General features: G+C 69.7%; 28 protein-coding genes. 14 read left to right on the top strand and 14 right to left on the bottom strand.

Annotation, left to right across the window (positions count from 1 at the left end; all coding sequences use genetic code 11):
* Positions 1 to 277 precede the first annotated feature (277 nt).
* Positions 278 to 1567: an amidohydrolase gene (locus HHUB_RS12455; RefSeq protein WP_059057924.1), complete on the bottom strand. Its 1290-nt coding sequence runs from the start codon at positions 1565 to 1567 to the stop codon at positions 278 to 280.
* Between the two features lie 216 nt (positions 1568 to 1783).
* Between HHUB_RS12455 and HHUB_RS12450 the strand changes: the two genes are divergently transcribed.
* Both HHUB_RS12450 and HHUB_RS12445 read left to right on the top strand, forming a co-directional pair.
* Positions 1784 to 4231 (top strand): DEAD/DEAH box helicase, encoded by a 2448-nt coding sequence (locus HHUB_RS12450; protein WP_059057923.1) that lies wholly within the window; start codon positions 1784 to 1786, stop codon positions 4229 to 4231.
* Between the two features lie 89 nt (positions 4232 to 4320).
* Positions 4321 to 5211: a DUF3267 domain-containing protein gene (locus HHUB_RS12445; RefSeq protein ID WP_059057922.1), complete on the top strand. Its 891-nt coding sequence runs from the start codon at positions 4321 to 4323 to the stop codon at positions 5209 to 5211.
* 24 nt (positions 5212 to 5235) lie between these two features.
* Here HHUB_RS12445 and HHUB_RS12440 read toward each other — a convergent pair whose 3' ends face one another.
* The 3 genes from HHUB_RS12440 to rnz all read right to left on the bottom strand — a co-directional run bounded on the left by HHUB_RS12440 (position 5236) and on the right by rnz (position 8721).
* Positions 5236 to 7203, bottom strand: a complete 1968-nt coding sequence (locus tag HHUB_RS12440) for a DUF460 domain-containing protein (protein WP_059057921.1) — start codon at positions 7201 to 7203, stop codon at positions 5236 to 5238.
* 85 nt (positions 7204 to 7288) lie between these two features.
* Entirely contained in the window at positions 7289 to 7621 is a 333-nt protein-coding gene (locus HHUB_RS12435; protein WP_059057920.1) for a DUF5789 family protein, read from the bottom strand.
* Positions 7622 to 7788: 167 nt separating this feature from the next.
* Positions 7789 to 8721, bottom strand: a complete 933-nt coding sequence (rnz, locus tag HHUB_RS12430; protein ID WP_059057919.1) for a ribonuclease Z — start codon at positions 8719 to 8721, stop codon at positions 7789 to 7791.
* 320 nt (positions 8722 to 9041) lie between these two features.
* Here rnz and HHUB_RS12425 point away from each other — a divergent pair, with 320 nt between their 5' ends.
* The 3 genes from HHUB_RS12425 to HHUB_RS12415 are packed head-to-tail and all read left to right on the top strand — an operon-like array spanning position 9042 to position 11168.
* Positions 9042 to 9716, top strand: a complete 675-nt coding sequence (locus HHUB_RS12425; RefSeq protein ID WP_059057918.1) for a DUF7282 domain-containing protein — start codon at positions 9042 to 9044, stop codon at positions 9714 to 9716.
* A gap of 51 nt (positions 9717 to 9767) precedes the next feature.
* Positions 9768 to 10778, top strand: a complete 1011-nt coding sequence (locus HHUB_RS12420) for an AAA family ATPase (protein ID WP_059057917.1) — start codon at positions 9768 to 9770, stop codon at positions 10776 to 10778.
* A gap of 42 nt (positions 10779 to 10820) precedes the next feature.
* Entirely contained in the window at positions 10821 to 11168 is a 348-nt protein-coding gene (locus tag HHUB_RS12415) for a hypothetical protein (RefSeq protein ID WP_059057916.1), read from the top strand.
* 7 nt (positions 11169 to 11175) lie between these two features.
* On the opposite strand, the gene HHUB_RS12410 is transcribed toward HHUB_RS12415, so the two are convergent.
* Positions 11176 to 11421: a hypothetical protein gene (locus HHUB_RS12410; protein WP_059057915.1), complete on the bottom strand. Its 246-nt coding sequence runs from the start codon at positions 11419 to 11421 to the stop codon at positions 11176 to 11178.
* Between the two features lie 167 nt (positions 11422 to 11588).
* Positions 11589 to 12551, bottom strand: a complete 963-nt coding sequence (locus HHUB_RS12405; RefSeq protein WP_059057914.1) for a TIGR01177 family methyltransferase — start codon at positions 12549 to 12551, stop codon at positions 11589 to 11591.
* Between the two features lie 114 nt (positions 12552 to 12665).
* Here HHUB_RS12405 and HHUB_RS12400 point away from each other — a divergent pair, with 114 nt between their 5' ends.
* Genes HHUB_RS12400 through HHUB_RS12390 form a run of 3 tightly spaced genes read left to right on the top strand, consistent with a single transcriptional unit; the run spans position 12666 to position 14004 of the window.
* On the top strand, positions 12666 to 13226 hold the full coding sequence (locus HHUB_RS12400) for a TATA-box-binding protein (protein WP_059057913.1): 561 nt from the start codon (positions 12666 to 12668) through the stop codon (positions 13224 to 13226).
* 6 nt (positions 13227 to 13232) lie between these two features.
* Positions 13233 to 13598, top strand: coding sequence for a DUF7473 family protein (locus tag HHUB_RS12395; RefSeq protein WP_059057912.1), 366 nt, complete (start codon positions 13233 to 13235; stop codon positions 13596 to 13598).
* A 58-nt stretch (positions 13599 to 13656) separates the two neighbouring features.
* Positions 13657 to 14004, top strand: a complete 348-nt coding sequence (locus HHUB_RS12390; protein WP_059057911.1) for a hypothetical protein — start codon at positions 13657 to 13659, stop codon at positions 14002 to 14004.
* On the opposite strand, the gene hisG is transcribed toward HHUB_RS12390, so the two are convergent.
* The 4 genes from hisG to fer2 all read right to left on the bottom strand — a co-directional run bounded on the left by hisG (position 14005) and on the right by fer2 (position 16787).
* Positions 14005 to 14853 carry an ATP phosphoribosyltransferase gene (hisG, locus tag HHUB_RS12385; protein WP_059057910.1) on the bottom strand — a complete coding sequence of 283 codons (849 nt, stop codon included), beginning with the start codon at positions 14851 to 14853 and terminating at the stop codon, positions 14005 to 14007.
* 54 nt (positions 14854 to 14907) lie between these two features.
* Entirely contained in the window at positions 14908 to 15273 is a 366-nt protein-coding gene (hisI, locus tag HHUB_RS12380; protein ID WP_059057909.1) for a phosphoribosyl-AMP cyclohydrolase, read from the bottom strand.
* Between the two features lie 42 nt (positions 15274 to 15315).
* A complete protein-coding gene (locus tag HHUB_RS12375; protein WP_059057908.1) occupies positions 15316 to 16254 on the bottom strand; it encodes an A24 family peptidase C-terminal domain-containing protein in 939 nt (312 codons plus the stop codon).
* A gap of 143 nt (positions 16255 to 16397) precedes the next feature.
* Positions 16398 to 16787 (bottom strand): ferredoxin Fer2, encoded by a 390-nt coding sequence (fer2, locus tag HHUB_RS12370; protein ID WP_059057907.1) that lies wholly within the window; start codon positions 16785 to 16787, stop codon positions 16398 to 16400.
* 146 nt (positions 16788 to 16933) lie between these two features.
* Between fer2 and hisA the strand changes: the two genes are divergently transcribed.
* From hisA to HHUB_RS12355, 3 genes are all read left to right on the top strand, one after another.
* Entirely contained in the window at positions 16934 to 17656 is a 723-nt protein-coding gene (hisA, locus tag HHUB_RS12365; protein ID WP_059057906.1) for a 1-(5-phosphoribosyl)-5-[(5-phosphoribosylamino)methylideneamino]imidazole-4-carboxamide isomerase, read from the top strand.
* Positions 17657 to 17990: 334 nt separating this feature from the next.
* Positions 17991 to 18578, top strand: a complete 588-nt coding sequence (gene hisB / locus HHUB_RS12360; RefSeq protein ID WP_059057905.1) for an imidazoleglycerol-phosphate dehydratase HisB — start codon at positions 17991 to 17993, stop codon at positions 18576 to 18578.
* A gap of 17 nt (positions 18579 to 18595) precedes the next feature.
* Positions 18596 to 19201, top strand: coding sequence for a GNAT family N-acetyltransferase (locus tag HHUB_RS12355; protein ID WP_059057904.1), 606 nt, complete (start codon positions 18596 to 18598; stop codon positions 19199 to 19201).
* A gap of 34 nt (positions 19202 to 19235) precedes the next feature.
* On the opposite strand, the gene HHUB_RS12350 is transcribed toward HHUB_RS12355, so the two are convergent.
* Positions 19236 to 19808, bottom strand: a complete 573-nt coding sequence (locus HHUB_RS12350) for a hypothetical protein (protein WP_059057903.1) — start codon at positions 19806 to 19808, stop codon at positions 19236 to 19238.
* A gap of 85 nt (positions 19809 to 19893) precedes the next feature.
* Here HHUB_RS12350 and HHUB_RS12345 point away from each other — a divergent pair, with 85 nt between their 5' ends.
* Entirely contained in the window at positions 19894 to 20397 is a 504-nt protein-coding gene (locus tag HHUB_RS12345) for an ACT domain-containing protein (protein WP_059057902.1), read from the top strand.
* Here the strand turns inward: HHUB_RS12345 and HHUB_RS12340 are convergent.
* On the bottom strand, positions 20394 to 20684 hold the full coding sequence (locus tag HHUB_RS12340; protein WP_059057901.1) for a hypothetical protein: 291 nt from the start codon (positions 20682 to 20684) through the stop codon (positions 20394 to 20396). The genes HHUB_RS12345 and HHUB_RS12340 overlap by 4 nt on opposite strands.
* A gap of 146 nt (positions 20685 to 20830) precedes the next feature.
* Here HHUB_RS12340 and HHUB_RS12335 point away from each other — a divergent pair, with 146 nt between their 5' ends.
* Together HHUB_RS12335 and HHUB_RS12330 are read left to right on the top strand one after the other, a co-directional pair.
* Positions 20831 to 21451, top strand: a complete 621-nt coding sequence (locus HHUB_RS12335) for an IMPACT family protein (RefSeq protein WP_059057900.1) — start codon at positions 20831 to 20833, stop codon at positions 21449 to 21451.
* Positions 21452 to 21507: 56 nt separating this feature from the next.
* Complete coding sequence (locus HHUB_RS12330) at positions 21508 to 23550, top strand: S9 family peptidase (protein WP_059057899.1); 2043 nt, start codon at positions 21508 to 21510, stop codon at positions 23548 to 23550.
* 120 nt (positions 23551 to 23670) lie between these two features.
* On the opposite strand, the gene HHUB_RS12325 is transcribed toward HHUB_RS12330, so the two are convergent.
* Positions 23671 to 23910, bottom strand: coding sequence for a DUF7569 family protein (locus tag HHUB_RS12325; RefSeq protein WP_089649807.1), 240 nt, complete (start codon positions 23908 to 23910; stop codon positions 23671 to 23673).
* 76 nt (positions 23911 to 23986) lie between these two features.
* Positions 23987 to 24667 (bottom strand): uracil phosphoribosyltransferase, encoded by a 681-nt coding sequence (gene upp, locus HHUB_RS12320; RefSeq protein WP_059057897.1) that lies wholly within the window; start codon positions 24665 to 24667, stop codon positions 23987 to 23989.
* Positions 24668 to 24750 lie beyond the last annotated feature (83 nt).

Genomic DNA, 24750 nt, shown 5'->3' with positions numbered 1-24750 from the left:
GCGCGTAGCCCGATGGCGGAGGGGGTCGCCGTCCGACGCCCGACGGGAGTCCGCGCCGAGCGGCCGGGAGCGCCACGTGTTCGACTCACACCTCGCGGCCGCTCGACGCGGGCGCTGACGCCGTTGACAGTGGGTGCCGCAGGCCGTCTGGCCTGCAATGGATTCCTCGGCCGGATGAGGAAAAAGCTCGTTGGCCGGGAGTTGACTTATTCGGTTTTTGAGCCGCTCTCGCAGCCGTTTCGCCGGTGTTCGCTCGCCCGCTTGCGATTCGCGCCGGCTACTCGGCGCGTTCGGCGACGGCGGCCGCCCGCGACTCGGCGTGCTCGCGAATCGCGGCCTCGTCGAGCGTCTGGAGCTCCCGGTCCCGCATCAGCACCTCGCCGTCGCAGACCGTGTGCCGGACGTCGCCCCCGGTCGCGGCGTACGCGAGGTGGGAGACGTAGTCGTGGACGGGCGTGAGGTGGGGCGCCGAGAAGTCCACGACCGCGAGGTCGGCGTTCGCGCCTGCCTCGATGCGCCCGCTGTCGAACCCGAGCGCCCGCGCGCCGCCAGCGGTCGCCATCTCGACGGCGGCCTCCGCGGGGACCGCGGCGGCGTCGGCGGCCGCGAGTTTGCCGAGCATCGCGGCGTCCCGCAGTTCGTCGAAGAGGTCGAGGTCGTTGTTCGACGCCGCGCCGTCCGTCCCGAGCGCGACGTTCACGCCCGCCTCGCGCATCTCTTGGACGGGTGCCATCCCGGACGCGAGCTTCATGTTCGACGCGGGGCAGTGGACGACGCTCGCGCCGCGTTCCGCGAGCAGTTCGTGCTCGGTCTCGTCGGTGTGCACGCCGTGCGCGAGGAAGTCCGCCTCTGTGACCATCCCGAGGTCGTCGGCGTACTCCAGCGGGCGCTCGCCGCGCTCGGAGACGATTGGCTCCACCTCGTCGGTCGTCTCGTTCGCGTGGAAGTGCACGGGCACGTCGTGCTCGCGGGCCTTCCCGACGAACTCTCGGAGGTACTCCTCGCCGACGGTCGTCAGGCTGTGGGGCATGTACGCCGTCTTGATTCGCCCGCCAGCGGCGCCATCGAGTTCCCGCGCGATTTCGATGCTCTCGTCGTTGTCCCGGTACGCCTCGCCCTCGTCCTTCCCGACCGTGACGACGCCGTGCCCGAGCCGCGCCCGCACGCCCGCCGCCTCGACGGCCTCGGCGATTTCGGGCACGTGGAAGTACATGTCCGCGAACGCCGTCGTCCCCGACCGAATCATCTCCACGAGCGCGAGCTCGGCGCCCGCCCGCACGTCGCCCTCCGTGAGTTCTCCCTCGGCCGGCCAGATGTCCTCCTGCAGCCACGCGTCCAGCGGCTTGTCGTCGGCGTACCCCCGGAGCAGCGTCATCGCCGCGTGGCAGTGCGCGTTCACCAACCCCGGCATCACGAGACTCTCCTCGGCGTCCAACCGCTCGTCGCCTTCTGCGACGTCCCCAACGTCCAGAATCTCGCCGCTGTCCTGGTCCACGAGCACGTCCGCCTCCGACACGGACAGGTCCGGGTGGAGCACCCGCCCGCCCGCGATTCGTAGCGTCGTCATGGGCTGTGTTTCGCCCGACTGGCTTGTGTGTCTGTGGGTTTCGCGTTCGTGATTCGCCGGGGCCACTGCGTGCGCGCGCTCTCACGACGACGCTTCCTCGGAAGCCCCCGTCCCCCTTCGAGCCCCGGAAGACGAACGCAGTGAGTCTTCCGCCCCTCGCCACTTTCACCGCGCTACGCGAACCCTTAACCCCGTGAGCGACGTACGATTCCCCGAATGTCGGAGTCCGCGTACGTCGACCACCCGATGCTGGCCGAGGGCGTCATCGAGGCGCGCCAGTACCAGCTACAGCTCGCGGCCGCCGCGCAGGAGGACCACACGCTCGTCTGCCTCCCCACGGGACTGGGGAAGACGACGGTGAGCCTGCTGGTGACGGCCTACCGGCTGGCCGACGACGCGGGCGGGAAGTCCCTCCTGCTCGCGCCGACGAAGCCGCTGGTCGAACAGCACGCGGCGTTCTACCGGGAAGCGCTCCAGATCCCGGACGACGAAGTCGTCGTGTTCACGGGGGAGACCCGTCCCGACGACCGCGCGGAGACGTGGAACGACGCGCGCGTGGTCGTGGCGACGCCGCAGGTCGTGGAGAACGACCTCGTGGGCGGGCGCGTCGGCCTCGAAGAGGTCGTCCACTGCACGTTCGACGAGTGCCACCGCGCGACCGGCGACTACGCGTACACGTACATCGCGGAGCGCTACCACGCGGACGCGCTGAATCCGCTCGTGACGGCGATGTCCGCCTCTCCGGGCGGCAACGAGGAGGACATCCGGACGGTCTGCGAGAACCTCGGCGTGCGGAACGTCGAGGTGATGACCGAGGACGACGCGGACGTCGGCGAGCACACGTACGACACGGATGTCCAGTGGGAGCGCATCGAACTCCCCGAGCAGGTCGTCGAGGTCCGGGACGCCATCAACGAGGTCATCGAGGACCGGCTGGAGAAACTCCGCGAGCTGGGCGTCACGCGCGTCTCCAGCCCGGACGTCTCCCAGAAGGACTTGAACAAGATTCGCGCGAAGCTCCAGGAGCTCATCGACAACGACCAGAGCGAGGGCTACCAGGGGATGAGCGTGCACGCGGAGGTGATGAAGCTCCGGCGCGCGGTCGAACTCGTGGAGACCCAGAGCGTCGAATCCGTACGGCGGTACTTCGAGCGCCAGCGCAACGCCGCGCGCTCCTCGGGGGCGTCGAAGGCGAGCCAGCGGCTCGTCTCCGAGCCCAAGGTCAAGGAGGCGATGCGGAAGGCCGACGAGTTCGACGGGCTCCACCCGAAGTTCCGGCGCGCGCGGATGCTGCTCGCGGAGACGCTGGGAATCGAGGAGGGCGAGCGCGTCATCGTCTTCACGGAGTCCCGGGACACCGCCGAAGCCCTGACGGACTTTCTCGGCGAGCACTTCGACGCGCGACGGTTCGTCGGGCAGGGCGACGCGGACGGCAGCGACGGGATGACGCAGAAGGAGCAACGGGAGACCCTCGAAGAGTTCCGGAGCGGGGAGTTCGAGGTGCTGGTCTCCACGAGCGTCGCCGAGGAGGGGCTGGACGTGCCGGAGGTCGACCTCGTCCTCTTCTTCGAGCCGGTACCGACGGCGATTCGGTCCGTCCAGCGGAAGGGCCGGACGGGCCGGCAGACGAAGGGGAAGGTCGTCGTGTTGATGGCCGAGGACACCCGCGACGAGGCGTACTTCTGGATTTCGCGGCGCCGCGAGCAGGAGATGGAGGACGAGCTCCGCGACCTGAAGGACCTCGCGGACGACATCGAGGGCGACCTCGGCGAGAGCCAGCGCGCGCTCGACGACTACGGCGACGAGGAGACAGAGGACGCCAGCGAGACGGCGGCAGCCACGTCAGAGAGCGCCCAGCCCGCGGAAGCCGACGGCGGTAGCGCGGCTGCGGACGGCGACGGGCAGGCCGGGCTCACGGACTTCAACGCGCCCGACCCCGACGACGTCGCGGACAGCGAGGACGAAGAGGGCGTGGCGGCACGCGCGGACAGCAACGACGAGGAGGCCGTCGAGGTGGTCGTCGACCAGCGCGAACTCGACTCGAACATCGCGCGGGACCTCTCGAAGCGCGACGCAGTCGAGACCCGACTGGAGACGCTGTCGGTGGGCGACTACGTGCTCTCGGACCGCGTCGCCGTCGAGCGGAAGTCTCACGCGGACTTCCTGGACACCCTCTTGGGCGGCGACCGCTCTATCTTCGAGCAGGCCAAGGACCTCACCCGCCACTACACGCGGCCCGTCCTCCTCTTGGAGGGTGACGGCGACCTCTACGCGGAGCGCAACGTCCACCCGAACGCGATTCGCGCGACGCTGGCGTCGCTGGCCGTCGACTGGGGCATCAGCGTGGTGCACACGCGCGGCGAGGACGACACCGCGGAGCTGATTCAGACCATCGCGGAGCGCGAGCAGACCGACAACGACCGCGAGGTGAGCGCGCACGGCGAGAAGGCCGCGAAGACGCTCGGCGAACAGCAGGAGTACGTCGTCTCCTCCATCGCGGACATCGGCCCGGTGACCGCGCGCTCGCTGCTCGAAGAGTTCGGGACCGTCGAAGCCGTGATGACCGCCCGCGAGGACGACCTCACGGCGGCGGACGGCGTCGGCCAGGTCACCGCCGAGCGCATCCGCGAGGTCGTCGGTAGCGACTACCAGCCCGACGCGTAACGCCCCGGTTCCTGACTTCGTTCTGAACGGGGACGGCAGCGCCTCGTACCTGTCCAATCAGTTAAGGTTCGCGGCGGCGACGTGGCGGTATGGCTCCCGACACCGGCGGCGAGACGGTGCTCGCCGACCTCGAACTGACCCGCGGGCTCACCATCCAGATGACCGCGCTGGGCACGCTCGGGGTCGTCGTCGCGGCCGCCGGCTTCAGCGCGCTGTTCCAGGCCGTCACCGGCCACCCGGCGTCGTTCCAGTTCGCGCCCGCGGGCGTCGGCTGGTGGACGAACGCGCTGGACGTCCTCGTCATCCTAGTGCTGGCGACTGTCTTCGTCGTCCTCCACGAACTGTTACACGGGCTCGCCATCCGGTACTACGGCGGCGAAGCGACGTACGGCGTCGGCCTCGCGCACTTCATCCTCCCGTACGCGTACGCCACGACCGACCACGAGTTCACCCGCAACCAGTTCGTCGTCGTCCTGATGACGCCGCTGATCGTGATGACCGGCGTCGGCGTGCCGCTGATGTTGGCCTTCGAGTGGGGGTGGCTGGTCGTCCCGCTGGCCGCGAACGCCGCCGGCGCGGTCGCGGACGTCTGGATGACGATGACGCTGCTGGGGTTCCCAGAGGACGTCCGCCTCGAAGACCACGCGGACGGCGTCCGTATCGTCGGCGACAAGCGCGACCGGCCGCGCTCGCTGTCGGTGACGGCGGTCGTCTGGGACGCGCTCGCCGGCGCGGCCGTCGCTGCCGTCGGTGTGTTCATCGCGCTGGCTGTCGTCGGCCCGCTCGTCCTGGACGTCCTCGGCGTCACCTCCCTGACCGTCGGCACGCCGGACACGTTCACGTTCCTGTTCGCGTTCTCGTCGTCGCCGACCGAGATTTCGATGAGCGTCGGGCCGGGCGTGCTCGCCGTCGGCGCGGTCGTCGGGCTCCTGTACGCGCTCGTGCGGAGTCACCGGCGCGCTCGGTCGGGCGAAGAATGAGCCGGAGCGCGCGAGAAGTGGGCGTCAGTCGCGGTCGGCGCGGTGCTCGCTGATGATGGAGTCGACCATGCTCTCCTTGCGCTCGCGCTCGCGTTCGGCCTTCCGCTCGCGCCAGTCCGCAATCACGGCCTCGACCTCGGGCTCGCTGGCGATGGCGAGCTCGTCCACCTCGCGGATGGTCACCTCACTGGCGGGACCGACGGGAATCTCGTGGTCGAACAGCACCTCGTCGGCGGCGTCCGAGAGCCCGCCCGACCGGAGGACGACGCGGGGATCGAACTCCGCGAGCAGTTCCGCCGTCGAGCGGCCCGCGCCGGAGGCGTCCCGGAGGTAGACGACGTCGCCGGCGGCGATGCCGTACTCGTCGTCGGCGGCCTCGATGTCGTCGACGGTGAACTGCTCGACGGGCTTGACCGCGACGAGGTCGCCGCTGTGGTCCACGTCACCCAGATTCGAGTGGTCGAGCTTCCAGAGGTCCTTGAGCCGTTCGAGCTTCGCGGCGAGTTCCTCGGCGCGCTCGCGTTCTTCCTCCAGTTCGGTTTCGAGGCGGTCGTTCTCCCACTCCAGCTTGGTGACCTCGCGGCGCTCGCGGGCCTCCTGTCGCTCCTCGCGGCGCGCCTCGGAGAGCTCCTCCTCGTACTCCGCGATCTTGTCGTCTTTCTCGTCGAGTTCGGCTTCGAGGTCCGCGACGTGGTCCTGGAGTCGGGCGACCTGCGCTTCGAGGTCCCGGATCCGCCGTTCCTCGTCGGTGAGCTCGCGGGGCTCGTGCTCGACGGCCTCCTCCTCGGGCTCGTCGGTCTCGGTGAGGTCCTCGAGGACCGCGGTGAGCGGTTCGTCGTTCCCGACCACCCGGGAGACGACTTCGCCGCGGTCGAGTTCCGGCGGCGTCTCCTCGGTGGCGCGCCGAATCTGGTCGGCGTGGGCGTCGCGGGCGAACAGCGCCGCCGCCATCGCGTCCCGCTGGTGGTCGTCCTCGTAGCCCTCCTCGCGGGTGCGGTGTTGCTTCTCGTCCACGGGGAGGTCGGTGTCGGGCGCCCAGCCGGCGGCGTCGAAGCTCGCGCGAATCTTCTCGACGGTCGCCGGCATCGGATTCACGTCGGCGGCGACCACGACCGGGCGGCCGCGCTCGATGATCCACTCGATGACCTCGGCGGTGTCGGCGGTGCGCGTGCTCGTGACGTCGAGCACGCGGCCGTCGAGCGCGACCAGCGCGACCGCGGTGGTCGTCCCGGGGTCGATGCCGACGAACACGCGGTCGCGGCGCCGCGCGAGCGGCTCGAACTCGATGCCGTCCCGGCGCACGGGCTCGACCTCGACGCGCGTGTCGCCGGAGCGCCGGCTGCTCACGGGGATGTCCTCGGGGCGCGCCTGCACGGTGAACACGGCGTTGGCGAACCCGCCGTACTTCTCGGTGACCTCGCGCTCGTAGTCGAGGCCGGCGTCGTCGAGGTCGGACTCGACCTCGCGGGCGACGCGCTTCACGGAGCCGTGGATGCGCCGCGTGAAGCGGTCCTCGCTCCACCCGCCACCGCCGCCGGTCGAACGGCCGCGAGCGACCTTCACGGTGGTCTCGTCGGTGAACGCCGACACCTCGTAGCCGACGTTGCGCGCGGCGAGCCGGGCGGCGGCCTCGGCCTCCTCCATCGCGGGCTTGCCGTACGGGACGCCGTGGCGTTTCGCGACGCGGGAGAGCGGCTCGGGGCGCTCGTCGCCGGTGACCTGCACGAGCTTCGTCTCGTCGGGGAGCCCGCGCAGGAAGTGCACGAGCTGGTCCTTGTCGGCGGCCAGCTCGTACATGTTGTCGGTCGCGAGAATCGCGGGCTCCTCGCCGTCCAGTCGCCGGAGCAGCTTCCGGCGGGTGACGACGTCGCGCTCGACGACTTCGCCGTCGAAGACGACCAGCGCGTAGGAGGGGGCGTCCCCGCGCACGTCACCGCTCTGCACGTCGACGCCGAACACGCGGGCGTCGAGGGCGCTCGTGCGGGTACTCACGTTGCCGAAATGTAGGGCGTGACGGCTAATAAGTGCACGGCGGGAGCAGGACGGAGCCGTCGCGAGCGCCTCACCGAGTGAGCGGTCAGCGGTGTATCAGCCCCAAAATCCGGGCGCGCAGGTCGTCCGAGGAGTCGTACGTGCGGTCGTCGGACTCGTCGAGGACTGCGTCGAAGGGCGCGACGCCGTCCTGAGTCTCGACGTCGTAGTCGCCGTAGGCCTCGACCAGTTCCCCCGTCTTCGCCGGGTAGTCGTGGCTATCGATGGCGTCGCCGAGGTCGCCGAGCTGGTCGTCTGGTTCGTCGGGCACCGGTTCCTTCTCGTCCGCGCGGGTCCTGGCCTCCGCCTGCATGCGCTGCTGCTGTCGGTCCTCCTCGTTGTCGGCCTGGTCGTTTCGGCCCTGTTTGTCGTCTGCCATGCCACCGGATACGGTACTGACCCGGAAAGCAGTGCGGCCGGCACTCGCAAGCAGCCACCGTCACAGTGCCGTCCTCCCGTCGCCATAGCAGTACGAGAAACGCGTTTCCCGGCGTCTCGACCCCGGGGCTGTAGCGATAGCGCTGGACGCCGCGGAGTGTCGGCGCGTCAGTCGGCGTCCGGGAACGGGACGTCGTAGGTCATGCCGTCGTGGGCGACGAACACCTCGCCGTCGAAGTCGGCGGCCTCGGCGTCCTCGCGGAGTTCGCGGGCGTCGCCGGCGTACCGCGAGGAGACGTGCGTGAGCGCCAGCGCGCGGGCGTCGGCGCGGGCGGCGATTTCGGCGGCTTCGCCCGCGGTGGAGTGCCCGGTGTCTTCGGCGCGGTCGGCGGCGTCGTCGGTGAACGTCGCGTCGTGAATCAGGAGGTCGGCGCCGTCCGCAGCGGCGACGACGGGGTCGTGGGGGCGCGTGTCGCCCGTGTAGACGAGCTTGCGGCCGGGACGGGGGTCGCCGACGACCTGCTCGGGGCGGACGACCGTGCCGTCCTCCAGTTCGACGGCGGTGCCGTCGTGGAGCTTCGAGAACTTCGGGCCGACCGGCACGCCCAGTTCCTCGGCCTTCTCGCGGTCGAAGCGGCCCTTCCGGTCGTCCTCGACGAGCGCGTACCCCACGGAGGTCGTGCGGTGGGCGGTGTCGAACGCGCGGACCTCGTACTCGGGGCGGTCGAGGACGGTCTCGCCCGCGCTCACTTCGCTGACGCGGACGGGGAAGCCGACGTCGCCGCCGACGGCGAACACGAGGGCTTCTATCTGGTCGCGGACGCCCCGGGGGACGTGAATCGTCAGGGGGTCCTCGCGGTCGTTGAAGTCCCACGTCTGGACGAGCCCCGGGAGCCCGAAGACGTGGTCGCCGTGGGCGTGCGTGACGAACACGTCCGAGACGTCGAAGCCGGTGCCGTACCGCATCATCTGGCGCTGGGTGGCTTCGCCGGCGTCGAAGAGGAACGCGTCGCCGCCGCGGCGCACGAACACCGAACTGGGGTTGCGTTCGGTCGTGGGGACGGCGCCACTCGTCCCGAGGAAGGTGGCCTGCAGAGTCATGCCCGAACGTGGGCGGGCCGCGCGCAAAACCCCACCGATACCCGGAGAAGCCGGGCGGCTCCCGTCCCTGTGGCGGGTAAGCGGACGTTGCCGCGGGTACGGTCGGCTTGCACGAGAGTAACAGCACCGTTCGCGTAGTACTCTCCCCTTTTCTGAGGGTAGCAGGCCGCTAAGTACGTAAATCGGCGCTAACTATCGTTCCGGTTTATGCACAGTTCGCCCGTCGGGGTGGGATGGGTAACACCACAAATGCATAGACACACAGTCGCGGTACTGGCCTCGTTGGCGCGCTCCTTCTCTGGGGCGGCGCAGCGGCAGCCGTGCAAGCACCGGCCACGCAGACGCCCGGCGAGCGCGTCGACGGCGTGGTCGCCGACGCGGTACAGGAGAACCAGACGCAGAACGCCAGCGTCGCGTTCGGCGACCAGAACACCAGCGACGGCGCGGTGACCGTGCAGAACGTCACCGTCCCCGACGGCGGCTACGTCGCCGTCCACGACAGCACCCTTTTGGACGGTGACGCAGTCGGGAGCGTCGTCGGGGTCTCCGAGTACCTCGACGCCGGCACGCACGAGAACGTCACCGTGACGCTGTACGAGGGCGTCGCGGGCGCCGACTTCTCGAACGCCAGCGCGCCGAACGCCTCCGAGACGCTGGTGGCGATGCCGCACCTCGAAACGTCGAACAACACTACCTACGACTTCGTCGCGTCGAATGGCAGCCAGGACGGTCCGTACGTGACTGACGGCGACGCCGTCGTGGACGCTGGCAACGTCACGCTCGTCGCCGACGACGGCGGCGACGACAACCAGACGACCACGACGACCGATACGACCACGAGCGAGACGAACACTACGACTGCGGACGGCGAGACGAACACCACGACCGCAGACGGTGGAATGAACACCACGACTGCGGACGGCGAAACCGACGCCACGACTGCGAGTAGTGGCACGGACGCCACGACCGCGAGCGGCGAGCCGACCGCCGCGTAAGCGACCCCCGGACCGACTCTTTCTTTGCCCCGTAGCGGCTACCTGCGCGTAATGGACGAGCCGCTGTGGATAGACGCGCACGCGCCGTCGCTGGCCGACCTCCCACAGGAGGGACTGCGGGACCGCCTGCGGGACGCCACCGACGAGCCCGTGAACCTGGTCGTCTACGGCCCGGAGGGCGCGGGGAAGACGGCGGCGGTGCGTGCGCTCGCCGAGCACGCCCACGAGGACGCCGACAACGACCTCGTGGAGCTGAACGTGCAGGACTTCTTCGGGATGACGAAGAAGGAGGTCAGCGAGGACCCGCGGTTCTCGCAGTTCATCTCCTCGAAGCGCCGCCGGAACTCCTCGAAGGCGGACCTCATCAACCACGTGCTCAAGGAGTCCGCGAGCTACCCGCCGGTCTCCGGCGACTACAACACGATTCTGCTGGACAACGCCGAAGCCATCCGCGAGGACTTCCAGCAGGCGCTGCGGCGCGTGATGGAGCGCCACCACGAGGCCACGCAGTTCATCATCGCGACGCGGCAGCCGTCGAAGCTCATCCCGCCGATTCGCTCGCGGTGTTTCCCGGTGTCGGTGCGCTCGCCGACGCCCGACGAAATCACGGACGTGCTCCGGGACATCGTGGAGGCCGAGGGCGTAGAGTACGACGAGGACGGCATCGAGTTCGTCGCGGGGTACGCCGACGGCGACCTGCGGAAGGCCGTGCTGGGCGCGCAGACGACCGCCGAGCAGGAGGGCGAGATTACGATGAACACGGCCTACGAGACGCTTCAGGACGTCGGCGCGGACGACCAGATAGCGTCGATGCTGGACGACGCGGAGGCCGGCGAGTTCACGGACGCGCGCTCGACGCTCGACGACCTGCTCGTCGACGACGGCCTCAGCGGCGAGGAGGTGCTCGAAGAGATTCTGCGCGTCGGGCGCTCGCGCTACGACGGCGAGGAGCTCGCGGAACTCCACCGGCTCGCGGGCGACGTGGAGTTCGACCTGCACGCGGGCAACAGCGACCGGATTCAGGTCGGGCGGCTGCTCGCGGAGCTGGGCCGGGAGGCGTGACCGAAGGAGTAGCTTTTCTACGCGTCGCCACGGAGACCCGGTGTGTCTCTTGCCGACCAGTTCGAGCGCGTCGGAGTCGTCGTCGGTGCCGTCCTGCTAGTGGCGCTGCCGCTGTCGCTGGCCGTGGACGCGGTCGTCGGCCCGGCGACGCCGTGGTGGCAACTCCTCGTCGTCCTCGCGCCCGGGTTCGTCGTCGGGTGGGCGGCGGCCACCGACGACCTCCCGGTGGCGTACGGGAGCGTCTGGTTCGTCTGCTTCGCGGGCTACGTGCTCTCGGTCGCGACAATTAGCCTGCTCGAACTGGTGCCCGTCTACGAGCACACGACGAGCGTGCTGGTCGTGCTCGTCGCGTCGTTCGCGGTCGCGGTCGTCGCGGACGGCTACCGATAGCTGGCCCTCAGGCGGTGTCTCGTCGCTTCCGCGCGGCGACGGCGCCGAAGAACGCCAGCGAGACGAGCGCGCGCTTCGGACTGATGCCGAGCGTGAGCTGCGTGTCGTCGGCGGCGTCGGCGGCGGCGTCGGTGGCAGCAGCGAGGTAGTCGGAGTCCCCGAGCGCCGCTGTCGATTCGCCGCCTGCGGCGACAGATTGGACGCCGGCACCCACCAGCAGGCAGACGGCGGCAGCGACGGCACAGAGACGCACGGCAGTTTCGGCGTTGATACCCTAGGTTCTCCGATACGTGGCCAAAAGTCTTATCCGTGAATCGTTGTCGCACTGGTCACTACCGGCTCGGATACATAGCGAAATAGAGCCGTACAGCGTCTCACCGACCGCGCCGTTCGTTCAGGACTGCTGTCACGTCCGCCGTGTCAATCGAGTACGAGGACGTACCGCGTCAGGGAGCGGTGGACGCGGCGCTCGAAACGCTCGGTGACCGACCAGCCGGCGTCGCGAGCGGCGTCGCGCCAGTCACGGTCGGCGACCAGCACGCAACGGTCAGTGACCCGCCGCGCCTCGGCGAGCGCGCCCGCCACGAGGTCCGCGAGCTCGTGCGTCTCGATTTTCGACTGCCGACCGTACGGCGCGTCGAAGATAACTGCGTCCGCCGCGCCGTCGCGCAGCGGGAGCCGGGTGGCGTCGGCCCGCGCGACGCCGAAGTCGGCAGCGTAGGCGTCGAGGTTCTCGCGGGCGCCTTCGACCATCTTCTGCTGGGCGTCGGTGCCGACCGGGCGGGCGCCCAGCAAGCCGGCTTCGATGAGCACGCCGCCCGTGCCGCACATCGGGTCGAGAACGACGTCGCCGGGCTGGACGCGCGCGAGGTTACAGAGCGCGCGCGCCAACAGCGGGTCCATGCTGCCCGGCTGGAAGAATGGGCGGTCGGTGGGCTTGCGCTCGCCGAAGTCGCGGACGGACTCGGCGGCGAGCCACGCGAGAAAACAGGAGTCGTCCGCGAAGAGCGCCCGGAGTTCGTGGTCGGGTTCCTCTAAGTCCACGTCGAAGCCGACGTCGACGAGCACGCCGCCGAGGTCGCGCTCGGCCTGCTGGGTGTCCACGTCAGTCGTGTTGCGGACGTTGCGCGCGCGGACCGCGACAGTGCCCTCGCGAGCGACGTCGGCCTCCCGGAGCGCGTCGGCAGCGGCGGCGACGCTGGCGTCGGTCGTGGCGACGTGGTGGCCGGCGCGGTGCGCGTACGCGAGGCCGCGGAAGCGCTCGCGGTCGACGTCGCTGGCGAGACCGATACCGGGGGCCGCGACGCGGGCGTCGGTCGCGGCGGCGCGGGCTTCGGCGGCGGCGAAGTCGTCGTCGGCGCCGCCGAGTTCGAGGACGAACACACCACAACTGGACGCCCGTGGGCAATCAGCCTGCCGGCATCGCGGGGTACTTGAGGCGTTGTTCCCCGGACTACCAACCTTTATAAACCTTAAATACGTGGTTTAAACCGTACGATGACCGACCCCAAGGAAACCATCAATATTGAAAACGTGGTCGCCTCCACCGGCATCGGCCAGGAGCTCGACCTCCAGAGCGTCGCGATGGACTTGGAGGGGGCCGACTACGACCCCGAGCAGTTCCCCGGCCTCGTCTACCGCACGCAGGACCCCAAGAGCGCCGCGCTCATCTTCCGGTCCGGCAAGATCGTCTGCACCGGCGCGAAATCCACCGACGACGTCCACGAGAGCCTCCGCATCGTCTTCGACAAGCTCCGCGAGCTCTCCATCGAAGTCGAGGACGAACCCGAAATCGTCGTCCAGAACATCGTCACGTCTGCGGACCTCGGCCGCCAGCTCAACCTCAACGCCATCGCCATCGGCCTCGGCCTCGAGAACATCGAGTACGAGCCCGAGCAGTTCCCCGGCCTCGTCTACCGCCTCGACGAACCGGAGGTCGTCGCACTACTGTTCGGCTCCGGCAAACTCGTCATCACCGGCGGGAAGAAGCCCGAGGACGCCGAACACGCCGTCGACAAGATCGTCTCCCGGCTCGAAGAGCTCGGCCTCCTCGAATAAGGCGACGTGGTCCTCCAGGTTCAGCCCGCGCCCGGCACGCTCGGCCAGTACGTCGGCACGCTCGTCGGCGGCTGGCTGCTGTTCGCGTTCACCGCGCACGTCGCCGCGACGTACATCCTCGGCGAGGTGCCGTGGAAGCGCGCGCTCCTCGTCGGCGTCGCGCCCGCGGTCGTCACGGTCGCGCTCGTCCGGTACAACCCCGCAGTCATCATCGCGGTCAGCCTCGCCGCGGACTTCGCGGCCGTCCACGCGGTCTACCGCGTGAAGTACCGGACCGCCGCGCTCGTCGTCGTGATGCACTACGTCGTCTCGCTGGCGCTCGTCGTGCTCGCCGCGAACCTGCTGGCGCTGTTGAGCACGGCGCCGGCCTGAGTTGCACGCGCGGAGAACGCCCGTCCCGCTTTTTGGCCCGTCCCGCGTACGACAGAATATGAACGGCTACGAGCGGCGCGCCCTCCACGCGAGCAGCCTCGCGCTCGCGGCCGCCGCACTCGCGTACGCCTCCTCCTACGTCCACCGGCCCGGCCCCGACGTCGCCGCCGTCTTCGGTATCGCCGCGGTGCTGCTCGGCGCGTACCACGCGCTCGGCGACCCGGACACCGCCGCGGGCGTGTGGCTCTCCCCGACGGGAGCCGCCGCACTCGCGGTGGTCGCGGACGCCGCCGCCGACCTCCGCCTCGCGGCGCTCGCGCTCGCGGGCCTGAGCGTCCTCGGGTTCGTCGTCTACCCGCTGACCGCGTCCGCCGCGCGCGCCGTCGGCCGCGGCCGCCGCGGGTGACTACTTGACGAGGCGCTCGATTTCCGTGACGAGGATGCCCGAGGCCCCCTCGCACTTGAGGTCGTTGACCGCCTCGAAGACGTCGCGCTCCTCGACGACCGCGTGCACCGCGACCATCCCGGGTTCGTCGACGTCGAGGACCGTGGGGCCGCCCAGCCCGGGAATCACGTCCTCGATGGCGTCGAGGTTCTCCTCGGGCGCGTTCAACATCAGGTAGCGCTTCCCCTCCGCGGAGCGCACGGACTGCAGCGCCGTCCGCACCTGCTCGACTTTCGGGTCGTCGACGACGTCGTCACGCGCGAACAGCCGCACCGAACTCTGGAGCACCTCGTCGACGACCTTCAGTCGGTTCACGCGCAGCGTCGTCCCCGTCGAGGTGATATCCACGATGGCGTCCGCCATCTCGACGTGGGGCGTGAGTTCGGTCGCACCCGTGACCTCCACGATGTCCGGGCTGACGTCCTTCCCGTCGAAGTAGTCGCGCGTAATCGTCGGGAACTCGGTGGCGACAGTCTTCCTCGCGAGGTCCTCGGCGGCGTCGATGTCACCGTCCTCAGGCGCCGCCAGCACCAGCCGGCACTTCCCGTAGTCGAGGTCCAGCAGGTCCTCGACGTTGTCCGCGCCGGATTCGCGCACTTGGTCGAGGCCAGTGATGCCGAGGTCCGCCGCGCCGTCCGCGACGTACTCGGGGATGTCCGCCGCCCGCGCGTACAACACGGTAATCTCGGGGTCGACGGTGTCGGCGTACAACTGGCGGTCCGCGCCGCTCTCCACGCCGATACCGGCTCTGTCCAAGAGTTCCAGCGTCGGGTCGTGCAAGCGGCCCTTGTTGGGCACGGCAATTCGCATACCGAACGCTACGTCGACCGGGGGGAATAGGTTTTGGACGACGCGGCCGCGCGGTCAGTAGACGTCGTCGGGGTCGAACACCTGCTCGCCGACGACCTCGCCGTCGAGCGTGCGGTGGAAACAGGAGTGGTAGCCGGTGTGGCAAGCACCGCCGGATTGGTGCACCCGGTACAGCAGGGCGTCGCCGTCGCAGTCCACCCGGATCTCCTCGATTTCCTGCGTGTGGCCGCTGGTCGCGCCCTTCTCCCAGAGCTCCTCGCGGGAGCGCGAGTAGTAGTGCGCACGGTCCGTCTCGACAGTCTTCTCGACGGCCTCGCGGGTGGCGTGCGCGAGCATCACGACCTCCTCGGTCTCGACGTCCTGCGCGACGACCGTGACGAGGCCGTCGTCGCCGAAGTCGAGGTCTACCTCGAAGTCCATACGGGGGCGACGCGGGCCGGCCGGTTAGCGGTTACGTCCCAGTCAGGCGGGCACGAGGCCGAGCGCGTCCATCACCCAGAAGAGCACGTCCCCGCCCGTCAGCGCGACCAGCAGGCCGACGAACAGCGGGATAATGAACGGGACGCCCGGCGTCACCCAGACGTCCTCGCTGTCGACGATGAGGTCGAGGCCCTCGCGGAGGTCCGCTGGCGTCGTGCCGTACGCAGAGCCCTCGATGTCGTCGAGGAACGCCGCGGCGCCCCACGGGTCGCCGCTGCCGTCCGCGACGACCGCGCCACCAGTCGGGTCGTTGGGGTCGTCGGGGAGCGTGTCGGGGTCACGGAGTTCGCGGTTCTCGCGGAGGTCCGCGAGCGTGAGGCCGCGCCACCGGAGGTACATCCGGAGCGCGTCCAGGTCGAGGCCGTCCCGGGTGAAGCCGTCGTGGGTTTCGAGGAGGCTGCCGTGGGTGTCAGTGAGTTCGCCGACCGGGACGCGGCGGCCGACGAACATCACGACGGAGAACTCCCTCGAGAGGGCGTTCTGGGCGCCGAGCACGAGCGGGTACGCCAGCCCGAGGATGACGGTGTTCGTGAGAATCGTCAGCGAGAACACGCCGAGCGCGGTCTCCACCACGGGCAGCGAGTACCCCAGCAGCTCGTAGGACGGATACGTCGGGTACAACACGGCGAGCGTCATAAACGCGCGGGCGTCGGCGCCGCCGAACCCGCCGATGTACCAGAACGCGTACGCCAGCGGGACGACGAACAGGATGCTGAACGCGACGCGGATTGCGAACCGCTGGAAGACGTACGGCGTCCCGAACGCGACGTAGCCCTCCCAGACGACGAGGACGACGCCGAGCAGGACCAGCGGCCGCCAGAGGCCGTTCGGGACGCGGCGCGTCCGCAAGTCCCGGAGCGCCGCCCAGCCCAACGCCGGCACGACGAGCAACCGCAGGAGGTCGGGTATCGAGGCGTCCACTACCGGGTGTCGGGAACGCCGCCGGCTTAGGTGTTGTCCTTACCCGGGGACGGCGACGCAACTGTGCGCGCGAGTAGAGATACGCCGCCCTGCCGGACGGCGCTCCGCAAAAATTCGGGGTCGCGAACGACCCGTGTCGCCGCTTAGATGACGCGGTTCTGCAGGTAGTCGAGGTGCTTGGCGTTGTAGACGATCTTGACCTCGTCGGCCGCCGGGGAGCCGATGCAGGTCAGGCGGACGTTCTTCTCTTCGACTTCCTCGTCGGAGAGAATCTGCTGCATGTCCATGTCGATGTCGCCTTCCTTCACGATGGACGCGCAGTTCGCACACGCGCCGGCGCGGCACGAGAACGGCCAGTCGTAGCCCTGCGCCTCGGCGGCTTCGAGGATGTACTCGCCCTCGGCGACTTCGAGCGTGCCGTAGTCCTCGTCGTCGAGGCCGGCGTCGGCCGCCTTCTCGAAGAGGTCGTCGTCGTCCATGTCCCAGCCCTGGTCGTCCAGAGTCTCGTAGTTGAGGTATTCAACCGTCGGCATCGTTCGAAGCGTTCGCAGTCCGCCGGCATAGTAGTTTTCGTTCTTGGCGAACGACGGGAATGGACGCAACACCCCACGAACGTTCGATTTTCCGGTAGTTCGTCAGTGACGGGACGCTTTTAGGGGAGCCACCCGCACACGACGGTATGGCGTTCGAGTCCTTCGAGGTCGTACCGGCGGTGGACATGCAGGACGGCGAGGTCGTCCAGCTCGTGCAGGGCGAGCGCGGCACCGAGAAGCGCTACGGCGACCCCGTGGAGGCCGCCCAGCGGTGGGTGTCGGCGGGCGCGCGAACCCTCCACCTCGTCGACCTCGACGGCGCGTTCGAGGGCGAGCGCGGCAACGCTGACGCCGTCGAACGCATCCTCGACGCGACGGGCGTGGACGTGCAGGTCGGCGGCGGCATCCGCAGCGTCGCGGATGCCACTGAACTCCTGGAGCGCGGCGTCGACCGCGTCATCCTCGGCACTGCGGCCGTCGAGAACCCCGAAATCGTCGGCGAAATCAGCGCGGAGTACCCGGGCAGCGTGATGGTGAGCCTCGACGCGAAGGACGGTGAGGTCGTCGTCGAGGGGTGGACGGAGGGCACGGGCCTTGACCCCGCGGAGGCCGCCCAGCGCTACGCGGACCTCGGCGCGGGCTCGATTCTGTTCACGAACGTCGACGTCGAAGGCCAGCAGGCGGGCGTCGAGACCGAGCCCGTCCGGCGACTCGCCGACAGCGTGGACATCCCCGTCGTCGCGAGCGGCGGCGTCGCCGACATCGACGACGTCCTCGCGCTCCGCGCCGCGGGCGCCGCCGCCGTCGTCGTCGGCACCGCGCTCTACGAGGGGAACTTCACCCTCGAAGAAGCCAAGGACGCGCTGTAGCTGCTGTTTCTGCGACCCGGATTACAGCCGACGGGCCGGCCGACGGACCGTAGCTGATTGACCAGCCGAGGGGCGGGACTGAGCGAACGCTCCGCGTTCGCGAGGGTCGGAAGACGAACGCAGTGAGTCTTCCGGGACTGAAAGGGGCCGACCGGTCGCGGCGCGTGCCTCGCTGTGCTCCTCGCTCACTACGTTCGCTTCGGTGCTTGCGTCGGCACGCGCCGCGAGCGGGAGGGGGCTTTCGGGGAAGCGTCGCCCACGTTCTTGCAGGTGTCGCGGTGGAGCTCACCTAGCAGGCGGAACGGCCTTGTAGACGGACGCCTACACCCCGTACATGACCGACCGGACGGCCGCCGTGAGCCGGGAGACGGCGGAGACGGACATCGACGTGACGCTGGACGTGGACGGGGACGGCGACAGCACCGTCGAGACTGGCGTGGGCTTTTTCGACCACATGCTGGAGTCGTTCGCGAAGCACGGCCTGTTCGATTTGACCGTGCGCTGCGACGGCGACCTCGGCGTCGACGACCACCACACGGTCGAGGATGTGGCGATTACGCTCGGGAAGGCGTTCGACGAGGCGCTCGGCGACAAGCGCGGCATCGAGCGGTTCGCGGACCGCCGCGTGCCCCTGGACGAGGCGGTGGCGAGCGTCGTCGTCGACGTCTCGGGGCGGCCGCTGTACGAGTTCGACGGCGAGTTCAGCCAGCCGTACGTCGGCGAGTTCACGAGCGCGATGGCGCGACACTTCTTCCGGTCGCTGGCGATGCACGCCGGCTTGACGCTGCACTGTGAAGTCGAGGGGGAGAACGCGCACCACGAGATAGAGGCGCTGTTCAAGGGCGTCGCGCGGGCGCTGGACGACGCGACGCGCATCGACGAGCGGCGGCCCGGGACACCGTCGACGAAGGGCGAGCTGTAGACGGCGACCTCGGAGAGATGACCGACGGCTACGGCATCCGGCTCGCCGAACCGGCGGACGCGCCCGCGCTCCGGGACGTCTACGCGCCGTTCGTCGAGGCAACGCCAATCTCGTTCGAGGTCGAAGTGCCGACGGCCGCGGAGCTGGCCGAACGGGTCGAGTCGACGCTCTGGGAGTACCCGTGGCTTGTCTGCGAGACGGCGGCCGGCGACGTGCTCGGGTACGCGGCGGCGGACGCGTTGCGGTCGACGCCGCCGTACGCGTGGACGGTCGAACTGTCGGTGTACGTCGCTGCGGAGGCCCACGGCGAGGGCGTAGGGTCGGCGCTGTACGCGTCGCTACTGGAGACGCTGGCGGTGCAGGGCTACCGGAACGCGTACGCGGTGGTGACGCTCCCGAACCCCGCGAGCGTGGCGCTCCACGAGCGGTTCGACTTCGAGCCCGTCGGCACGTTCCCTGCAGCCGGCTTCAAGCAGGGCGAGTGGCACGACATCCAGTGGTGGTACCGCCAGCTCGCGGCGCTCTCGGCCGACCCGGACCCCCCGACGCCGCTGTCGGCGCTCCGCGGGACGCCGGAACTCGAACGCGCACTCGAAACTGGGGAGGCAGAGTTCGACGGCTGACCGACGAATCTCTCGGAACGCACCGCAGCGACCGTCAGGTCGTCCGCAGGCCGTCGGGGGACTCCTCGACGTCGCCGTTCTCGACGGCGGCCTCGACGGCGTCCTCGAACTCGCGGCCGCCGAGGTTGTAGGCGTTCGTCGCGAGCGCGCGCAGGTCGTCGCGGGGCATCGCGCCGTCCCGGTTCTGAAGCAGGCGAATCACCTGTCCGTAGCCCGACGGCCGGCGCTCGGGCTTCCCGCTGTCGGCGTTCTCCGCGTTTCCCCCTTCCTGCTCGTCGCGGCTCCCGGACTCGATGACGATGCCGTCCTCGTCGTCGCCGGATTCGGCGGCCGAGTCCACCGACGGCGAGGCGTCCGCGTCGGCGTCGTCGCGCCGGTCGCTCTCGGATTCAGATTCGGGTTCTGTCTCCGACTTGGATTCGGCTTCGGGTGCGGCGGCCGGCGTACCCGCAGCGTCGAGCAGCGGGTCCACGACCGACTGGAGGGTGGCGCGGCAGTCCGCGCAGAGCGCGAGCCGTCGGGACTCGCCGGCGACGGAGGCTGGCACGACCTCGTAAACGCCGTTGGCGGCGTCGGCGCAGAAGTCACACGTGTCGAGTTGGCGCATGCACGAGCGGACGGGGCGGGGCGGCAAAAGTCCTGCCGAGTCGCGCACCCACACCGTTTTGCCGGCCCGCCGCCTGCGTCGTCGTATGTTCGAGGACATCATGCAGAAGTTCGCGGGCAGCCCCGGCCAGCAGTCCGTCATCCGGCTGCTGCTCGAACGGGGGTTCTCCGTGAACGACGACGGCCGCGTGGTCTCCGGCGACATCGAGATTCCGTACACGCAGGTCGCCGACGCCGCCGGGGTGGACCGCCGCGTCGTGGACTCGACGACGGAAGCCATCCTCGAGGACGACGAACTCCGCCGCATCTTCCAGAACATCAGCCAGATTCCGAGCCTGATGGACCTCGCGCCCGTTCTGGACCTCACGGTCGTCACCGTCGAGGTGCAGGACGCCGACGAGCCCGGCATCGTCGCGGCGGTGACGGGCCTGCTCGCCGAGCACGGCATCAGCATCCGCCAGACCATCAGCGAGGACCCCGAGTTCACCGACGAGCCGCGGCTCTACCTCGTCACGGACGAGGAGCTCCCGGGCGACGTGTTGACCGAGCTGATGAACGAGCCGTTCGTGCGCTCCGTGGAGCTCTCCTAGTTCTGGCCGACGACGCTCGCGATGACGAAGAGGTAGCCGATGGTCGTCAGCGCGTAGTTGACCGTCAGGAGGACGATGGCGTTCTGGAAGTTCAGCGAGAACGCCGAGACGGTGGTGGCGATTGCGGCCGCGACGATGACGGAGAAGCCAAGCGAGAGCAACAGCATCTCCCGGCGCTCGGTCTGGAGGTAGGCGTTGGCGGCTATCGCCACCATCGCCAGTCCCGAGAGGGAGAGCGCGATGCTGAAGAACACGTAGATGAGTTCCAGCGTCGTCAGCGCGGCCATCGACGTTCTGTTGCGCGAGCGCACGCATAACCCTTTGGGAGCGCGGCGCCGGCCCGTGATTCGCGCGGCGCGCAGCCGTTCGCCGCTCGGCTGACGCGGCGCGCGCAACCGCAAACGGGAACGTTCTCGCTCCCCGAGTCTGGGACGTGACCGACGCGTACCAGACGCTGGCGGAGCGCGCGGACGCCGACTTCGAGGTGCAGGGCTCGGAGTTCATCGGGTACGCCGCGCCCGCCGCGACCGTCGAGGACGCGGAGGCGTTCGTGGAGTCCGTCGAGCGCGAGCACGCCGACGCCACGCACAACGTGCCCGCCTATCGGGTGCGCGTGGAGTCCGGCGGACCGGGGGATGGGTACATGCTCCGCGAGTACCAGTCCGACGACGGCGAGCCGACGGGTTCCGCGGGCAAGCCCGCGCTGAACGTCCTCCAGCAGCAGGACATCGAGAACGCGGTGGTCGTCGTGACGCGGTACTTCGGCGGCACTGAACTCGGCGTCGGCGGGCTCGCGCGGGCGTACTCGCGGGCCACGAAGGAGGCCATCGAGGCCGCGGGCGTCGCCGAGCGGCGGCCACAGGAGCGGTTCACCGTCACCGTCGAGTACGACGATTCGGGCACCGTGCGGGGGATTCTGGAGAGCGCGGATTGCGAGTTCGACGCCGACTACGGCGAAGCTGTCTCCTTCGACGTGACCGTCGCCAGCGAGGACGCCGCGGGCCTCCGCGAGCGCATCCAGAGTGCGACCAGCGGGCGGGCGGCCATCGAGTAGCGAGCCGAGGTTCGGGGAGCCAAACGCCTATGCGCGCGCCGGGACTGGGTGCGGGCATGAATCGCGTCGAGGCCGACGACTACTTCGAGTTCTCGCGGCTCTCCCACCCGGCGGTGTCGCCGGAGGGGGAGCGCGTGGCGTACGTCCAGCAGACCCCGGAATCCGAGACCGACTACGAGGCGACCGTCTACGTCGCGCCGACCGACGGCGGCGAGCCCCGGCGGTTCACCGTCGAGGAGGGCGTGGACTCCGAGCCGACGTGGAGCCCCTCGGGGGACCGCATCGCGTTCGTGTCCACGCGCGGGGCCGACGACGAACGACCGCAGTTGTGGGTCGTCCCGACGGACGGCGGCGAAGCCGAGCAGGTGACGGACGTGGTGGGCGGCGTCTCCGGCATCGCGTGGGGGCCCGAGGGCGACCGCATCGCCTTCCTGCAGTCGGTGCGCCCTGGAGAAGTCGAGGCCGACCACGACCTCGCGGTGGGCGAGGAGTACGAGCGCGAGGACCCCGACCCCAGAGTGATCGACCGCCACGTCTACCGCTCGCACGAGTCGTACAGCGACGGCGCGCGCTCGCACGTCTACACCGTGGACGTGGACGCGGGCGACGTCGAGCGCGTCACGAGCGGCGAGGTCGACTGCTTGCGGCCGGCGTGGGGCGAGACCGACCTCTACTACCCGATTCGGTACGGCAGCGACGACGACCTCCGGTGGGAAGTGGAGGCCTACGACTCCGAGAGCGACGAGACGGAGACAGTCACCGTCGTGGAGGGCTGGGGGCCGACGCTCGCCGTGGACGCCTCGCGACCCCACGACCGCATCGCGTACACGACGACGCCCGCCGACGACCCGACGCTCGTCCAGACCGAGGTCGAGGTGTTCACGCGCGAGGTCGGCGATGTCACGCACCTCACGGCGGACCTCGACCGCGACCTCGAACTGTGGAACGCCAGCCACGCGCCCGAGTGGGGGCCGGACGGCGACGCCCTCTACGTCTGCACGCCCGACGAGGGCGGCTACGTGTTGCGCCGCCTTGACCCGGAGACCGGCGACGACGAGGTCGTGCTCGGCGGCGACCGCCACGTCCACGGCTTCTCCGTCTCCCGTGACGCCGTCGGCGTCGTCCAGTCGGAGTGGGACCACCCCGGGGACGTGGTGGCGGCGACGCCGGGCGGCGCCGAGGAAGTGCAACTGACGCGCGTGAACGCCGACTACCTCGACGACCGCGCGGTCCGCGAACCCGAGGAGGTCCGCTTCGAGTCCGGCGACACCGAGATTCAGGGGTGGGTGCTCACGCCGCCGGATTTTGACCCGGACGAACAGTACCCGCTCGCCGTCGAGATTCACGGCGGTCCCCACCGGATGTGGTCGACGACCGGGTCGATGTGGCACGAGTTCCAGACGCTGGCCGCGCGCGGCTACGTCGTCTTCTGGTGTAATCCGAGAGGGTCCACGGGCTACGGCGAGGAGTTCATGACCGCAATCGAGCGCGACTGGGGGGACGTGACGATGCAGGACGTGATGGCCGGTACCCGCGAGGTCGCAAAACGGGAGTACGTGGACGAGGACGACGCGTTCGTCACCGGCGGGAGCTTCGGCGGGTTCATGACCGCGTGGGTGGTCGGCCACACGGACTTCTTCGCGGGCGCGGTCGCCCAGCGCGGCGTCTACGACCTCACGGGGTTCTACGGCTCCACGGACGCCTACAAGCTCGTGGAGGGTGACTTCCGCGCGGTCCCCTGGTCGGACCCCGAGTTCCTCTGGGACCAGTCGCCCGCGGCGTACGTCGAGTACGTGGACACGCCTACGCTCCTCGTGCACTCCGAGCAGGACTACCGCACGCCCGCCAACACCGCCGAACTGTTCTACCTCTCGTTGAAGAAACAGGACGTGGACACGCGGCTCGTGCGCTACCCCCGCGAGGGCCACGAGCTCTCCCGTTCCGGCGAACCCGGCCACGTCGTCGACCGCATCGAGCGCATCGTCCGGTGGTTCGACGGCTACTCCAGCCACCGGGATGCCGACCCCGCGCTCGACCGCCCGCGGAACGACGGCCTCACGGCTGGCGAGGAGAGCGCCGACGAGAACGACGGCGAGTAGTCGGGAGCGCTCGGGACGACTATAGAGCGGTCCCGGGGTCGGCTTCGGGAGTGCCCGCTGATTCCGGAAACCGCGTGACTGCGGGCTGTTCGGGAGGTGAAACGAAGGGGTGCGGGGCGGTCAGTCGACGATGATGTCGGCGTCGCTGTCGTCGTCCTCGATGACGGTCTGGTCCGGGTCGTCGTCCTCCGGCCGCATCTCTTCGTCGTAGCGGTCGATCCAGTTCGCGAAACACTCGGGGCAGAGCCGCTGGCTGTCGATTTGCGAGCGGTCGACGGTCACGCGGACCGTCCGCGAGAGGGGGTCCGCGACCGCGTCCCCGCACCAGTCACACGGCTCCGTGTCCTCGCTCATGGCCACGACCAGAACGGCCGGCGTCTTATACATTCGGCACCGCGAGCGCCCGCAGCGGCGACTTCCGGCGCGCGAGCCCGAATCAGGTCGTGCGGAACGCGCGGTCGCCGGCGTCGCCGAGGCCGGGGACGATGAAGCCGTCGTCGTCGAGGTGGTCGTCGATGGCGACCGTCAGCAGGTCGGCGTCCGGGAACTGCTCGCCGACGCGCAGGAGGCCGTCGGGCGCGCTCACCGCGGACAGCACGAACAGGTCCTCGACGTCGTCGGGCGCCTCGTCGGTGACGTGGTCCAGCACCGTACACATCGTCGAGCCCGTCGCGAGCATCGGATCCGCGACGATGACGGTGTCCTCGGGCTTGATTTCGGGGAGCTTGACGTAGTCGATGGTGATGGGGAACTCGCCGTCGTCGTTCATCCCGGCTTCCTCGTCGCGGCCCGCGCTGATGACGCCCTGCTTGGCGCGCGGGAACGCCTTCAGCAGGCCCTCCACGAATGGCGTCGCCGCGCGCAGGACGTTGATGATGACGACGTCGTCCAGTCCCTTCACGCGCTCGCCGGTCGTCTCCGTCAGCGGCGTCTCGATGGCGACGAACTCCGTCTCCATCGCGCCGTCGATGATCTCGTACCCGCAGATGCGGCCGAGCTTCACGAGCCCCTTGCGGAACTCCACCTGTTCGGTTTCGACGTCGCGGAGCCGCGAGAGCGTGTCCTTCGCCAGCGCGTGCGTGAGCACGTTCGCGTCGCCGCGGTCCTCGATGGGCATACGTAACGAGCGAGTCCGAGTCCGCTTAAATCCCGCCATCGCGCGCGTCGGGTGTGGTGCGTGCACACGACGCGGCGGCGCGC

Source organism: Halobacterium hubeiense, from assembly GCF_001488575.1.
Lineage (GTDB): Archaea > Halobacteriota > Halobacteria > Halobacteriales > Halobacteriaceae > Halobacterium > Halobacterium hubeiense.
Note: the sequence above shows the minus strand (reverse complement) of the source record. Positions and strands in the feature narration are given on the sequence as shown.

Bases quoted from the DNA above. Each gene is read 5' to 3' on its own strand.
- HHUB_RS12350 (WP_059057903.1), bottom strand. From the start codon at position 19,808: ATGCGCCAACTCGACACGTGTGACTTCTGCGCCGACGCCGCCAACGGC.
- HHUB_RS12450 (WP_059057923.1), top strand. From the start codon at position 1,784: ATGTCGGAGTCCGCGTACGTCGACCACCCGATGCTGGCCGAGGGCGTC.
- fer2 (WP_059057907.1), bottom strand. From the start codon at position 16,787: ATGCCGACGGTTGAATACCTCAACTACGAGACTCTGGACGACCAGGGC.
- HHUB_RS12455 (WP_059057924.1), bottom strand. From the start codon at position 1,567: ATGACGACGCTACGAATCGCGGGCGGGCGGGTGCTCCACCCGGACCTG.
- HHUB_RS12390 (WP_059057911.1), top strand. From the start codon at position 13,657: ATGAACGGCTACGAGCGGCGCGCCCTCCACGCGAGCAGCCTCGCGCTC.
- hisI (WP_059057909.1), bottom strand. From the start codon at position 15,273: ATGGACTTCGAGGTAGACCTCGACTTCGGCGACGACGGCCTCGTCACG.
- HHUB_RS12330 (WP_059057899.1), top strand. From the start codon at position 21,508: ATGAATCGCGTCGAGGCCGACGACTACTTCGAGTTCTCGCGGCTCTCC.
- HHUB_RS12345 (WP_059057902.1), top strand. From the start codon at position 19,894: ATGTTCGAGGACATCATGCAGAAGTTCGCGGGCAGCCCCGGCCAGCAG.
- HHUB_RS12435 (WP_059057920.1), bottom strand. From the start codon at position 7,621: ATGGCAGACGACAAACAGGGCCGAAACGACCAGGCCGACAACGAGGAG.
- hisG (WP_059057910.1), bottom strand. From the start codon at position 14,853: ATGCGAATTGCCGTGCCCAACAAGGGCCGCTTGCACGACCCGACGCTG.
- HHUB_RS12420 (WP_059057917.1), top strand. From the start codon at position 9,768: ATGGACGAGCCGCTGTGGATAGACGCGCACGCGCCGTCGCTGGCCGAC.
- hisB (WP_059057905.1), top strand. From the start codon at position 17,991: ATGACCGACCGGACGGCCGCCGTGAGCCGGGAGACGGCGGAGACGGAC.
- rnz (WP_059057919.1), bottom strand. From the start codon at position 8,721: ATGACTCTGCAGGCCACCTTCCTCGGGACGAGTGGCGCCGTCCCCACG.
- upp (WP_059057897.1), bottom strand. From the start codon at position 24,667: ATGCCCATCGAGGACCGCGGCGACGCGAACGTGCTCACGCACGCGCTG.
- HHUB_RS12400 (WP_059057913.1), top strand. From the start codon at position 12,666: ATGACCGACCCCAAGGAAACCATCAATATTGAAAACGTGGTCGCCTCC.
- HHUB_RS12355 (WP_059057904.1), top strand. From the start codon at position 18,596: ATGACCGACGGCTACGGCATCCGGCTCGCCGAACCGGCGGACGCGCCC.
- hisA (WP_059057906.1), top strand. From the start codon at position 16,934: ATGGCGTTCGAGTCCTTCGAGGTCGTACCGGCGGTGGACATGCAGGAC.
- HHUB_RS12445 (WP_059057922.1), top strand. From the start codon at position 4,321: ATGGCTCCCGACACCGGCGGCGAGACGGTGCTCGCCGACCTCGAACTG.
- HHUB_RS12340 (WP_059057901.1), bottom strand. From the start codon at position 20,684: ATGGCCGCGCTGACGACGCTGGAACTCATCTACGTGTTCTTCAGCATC.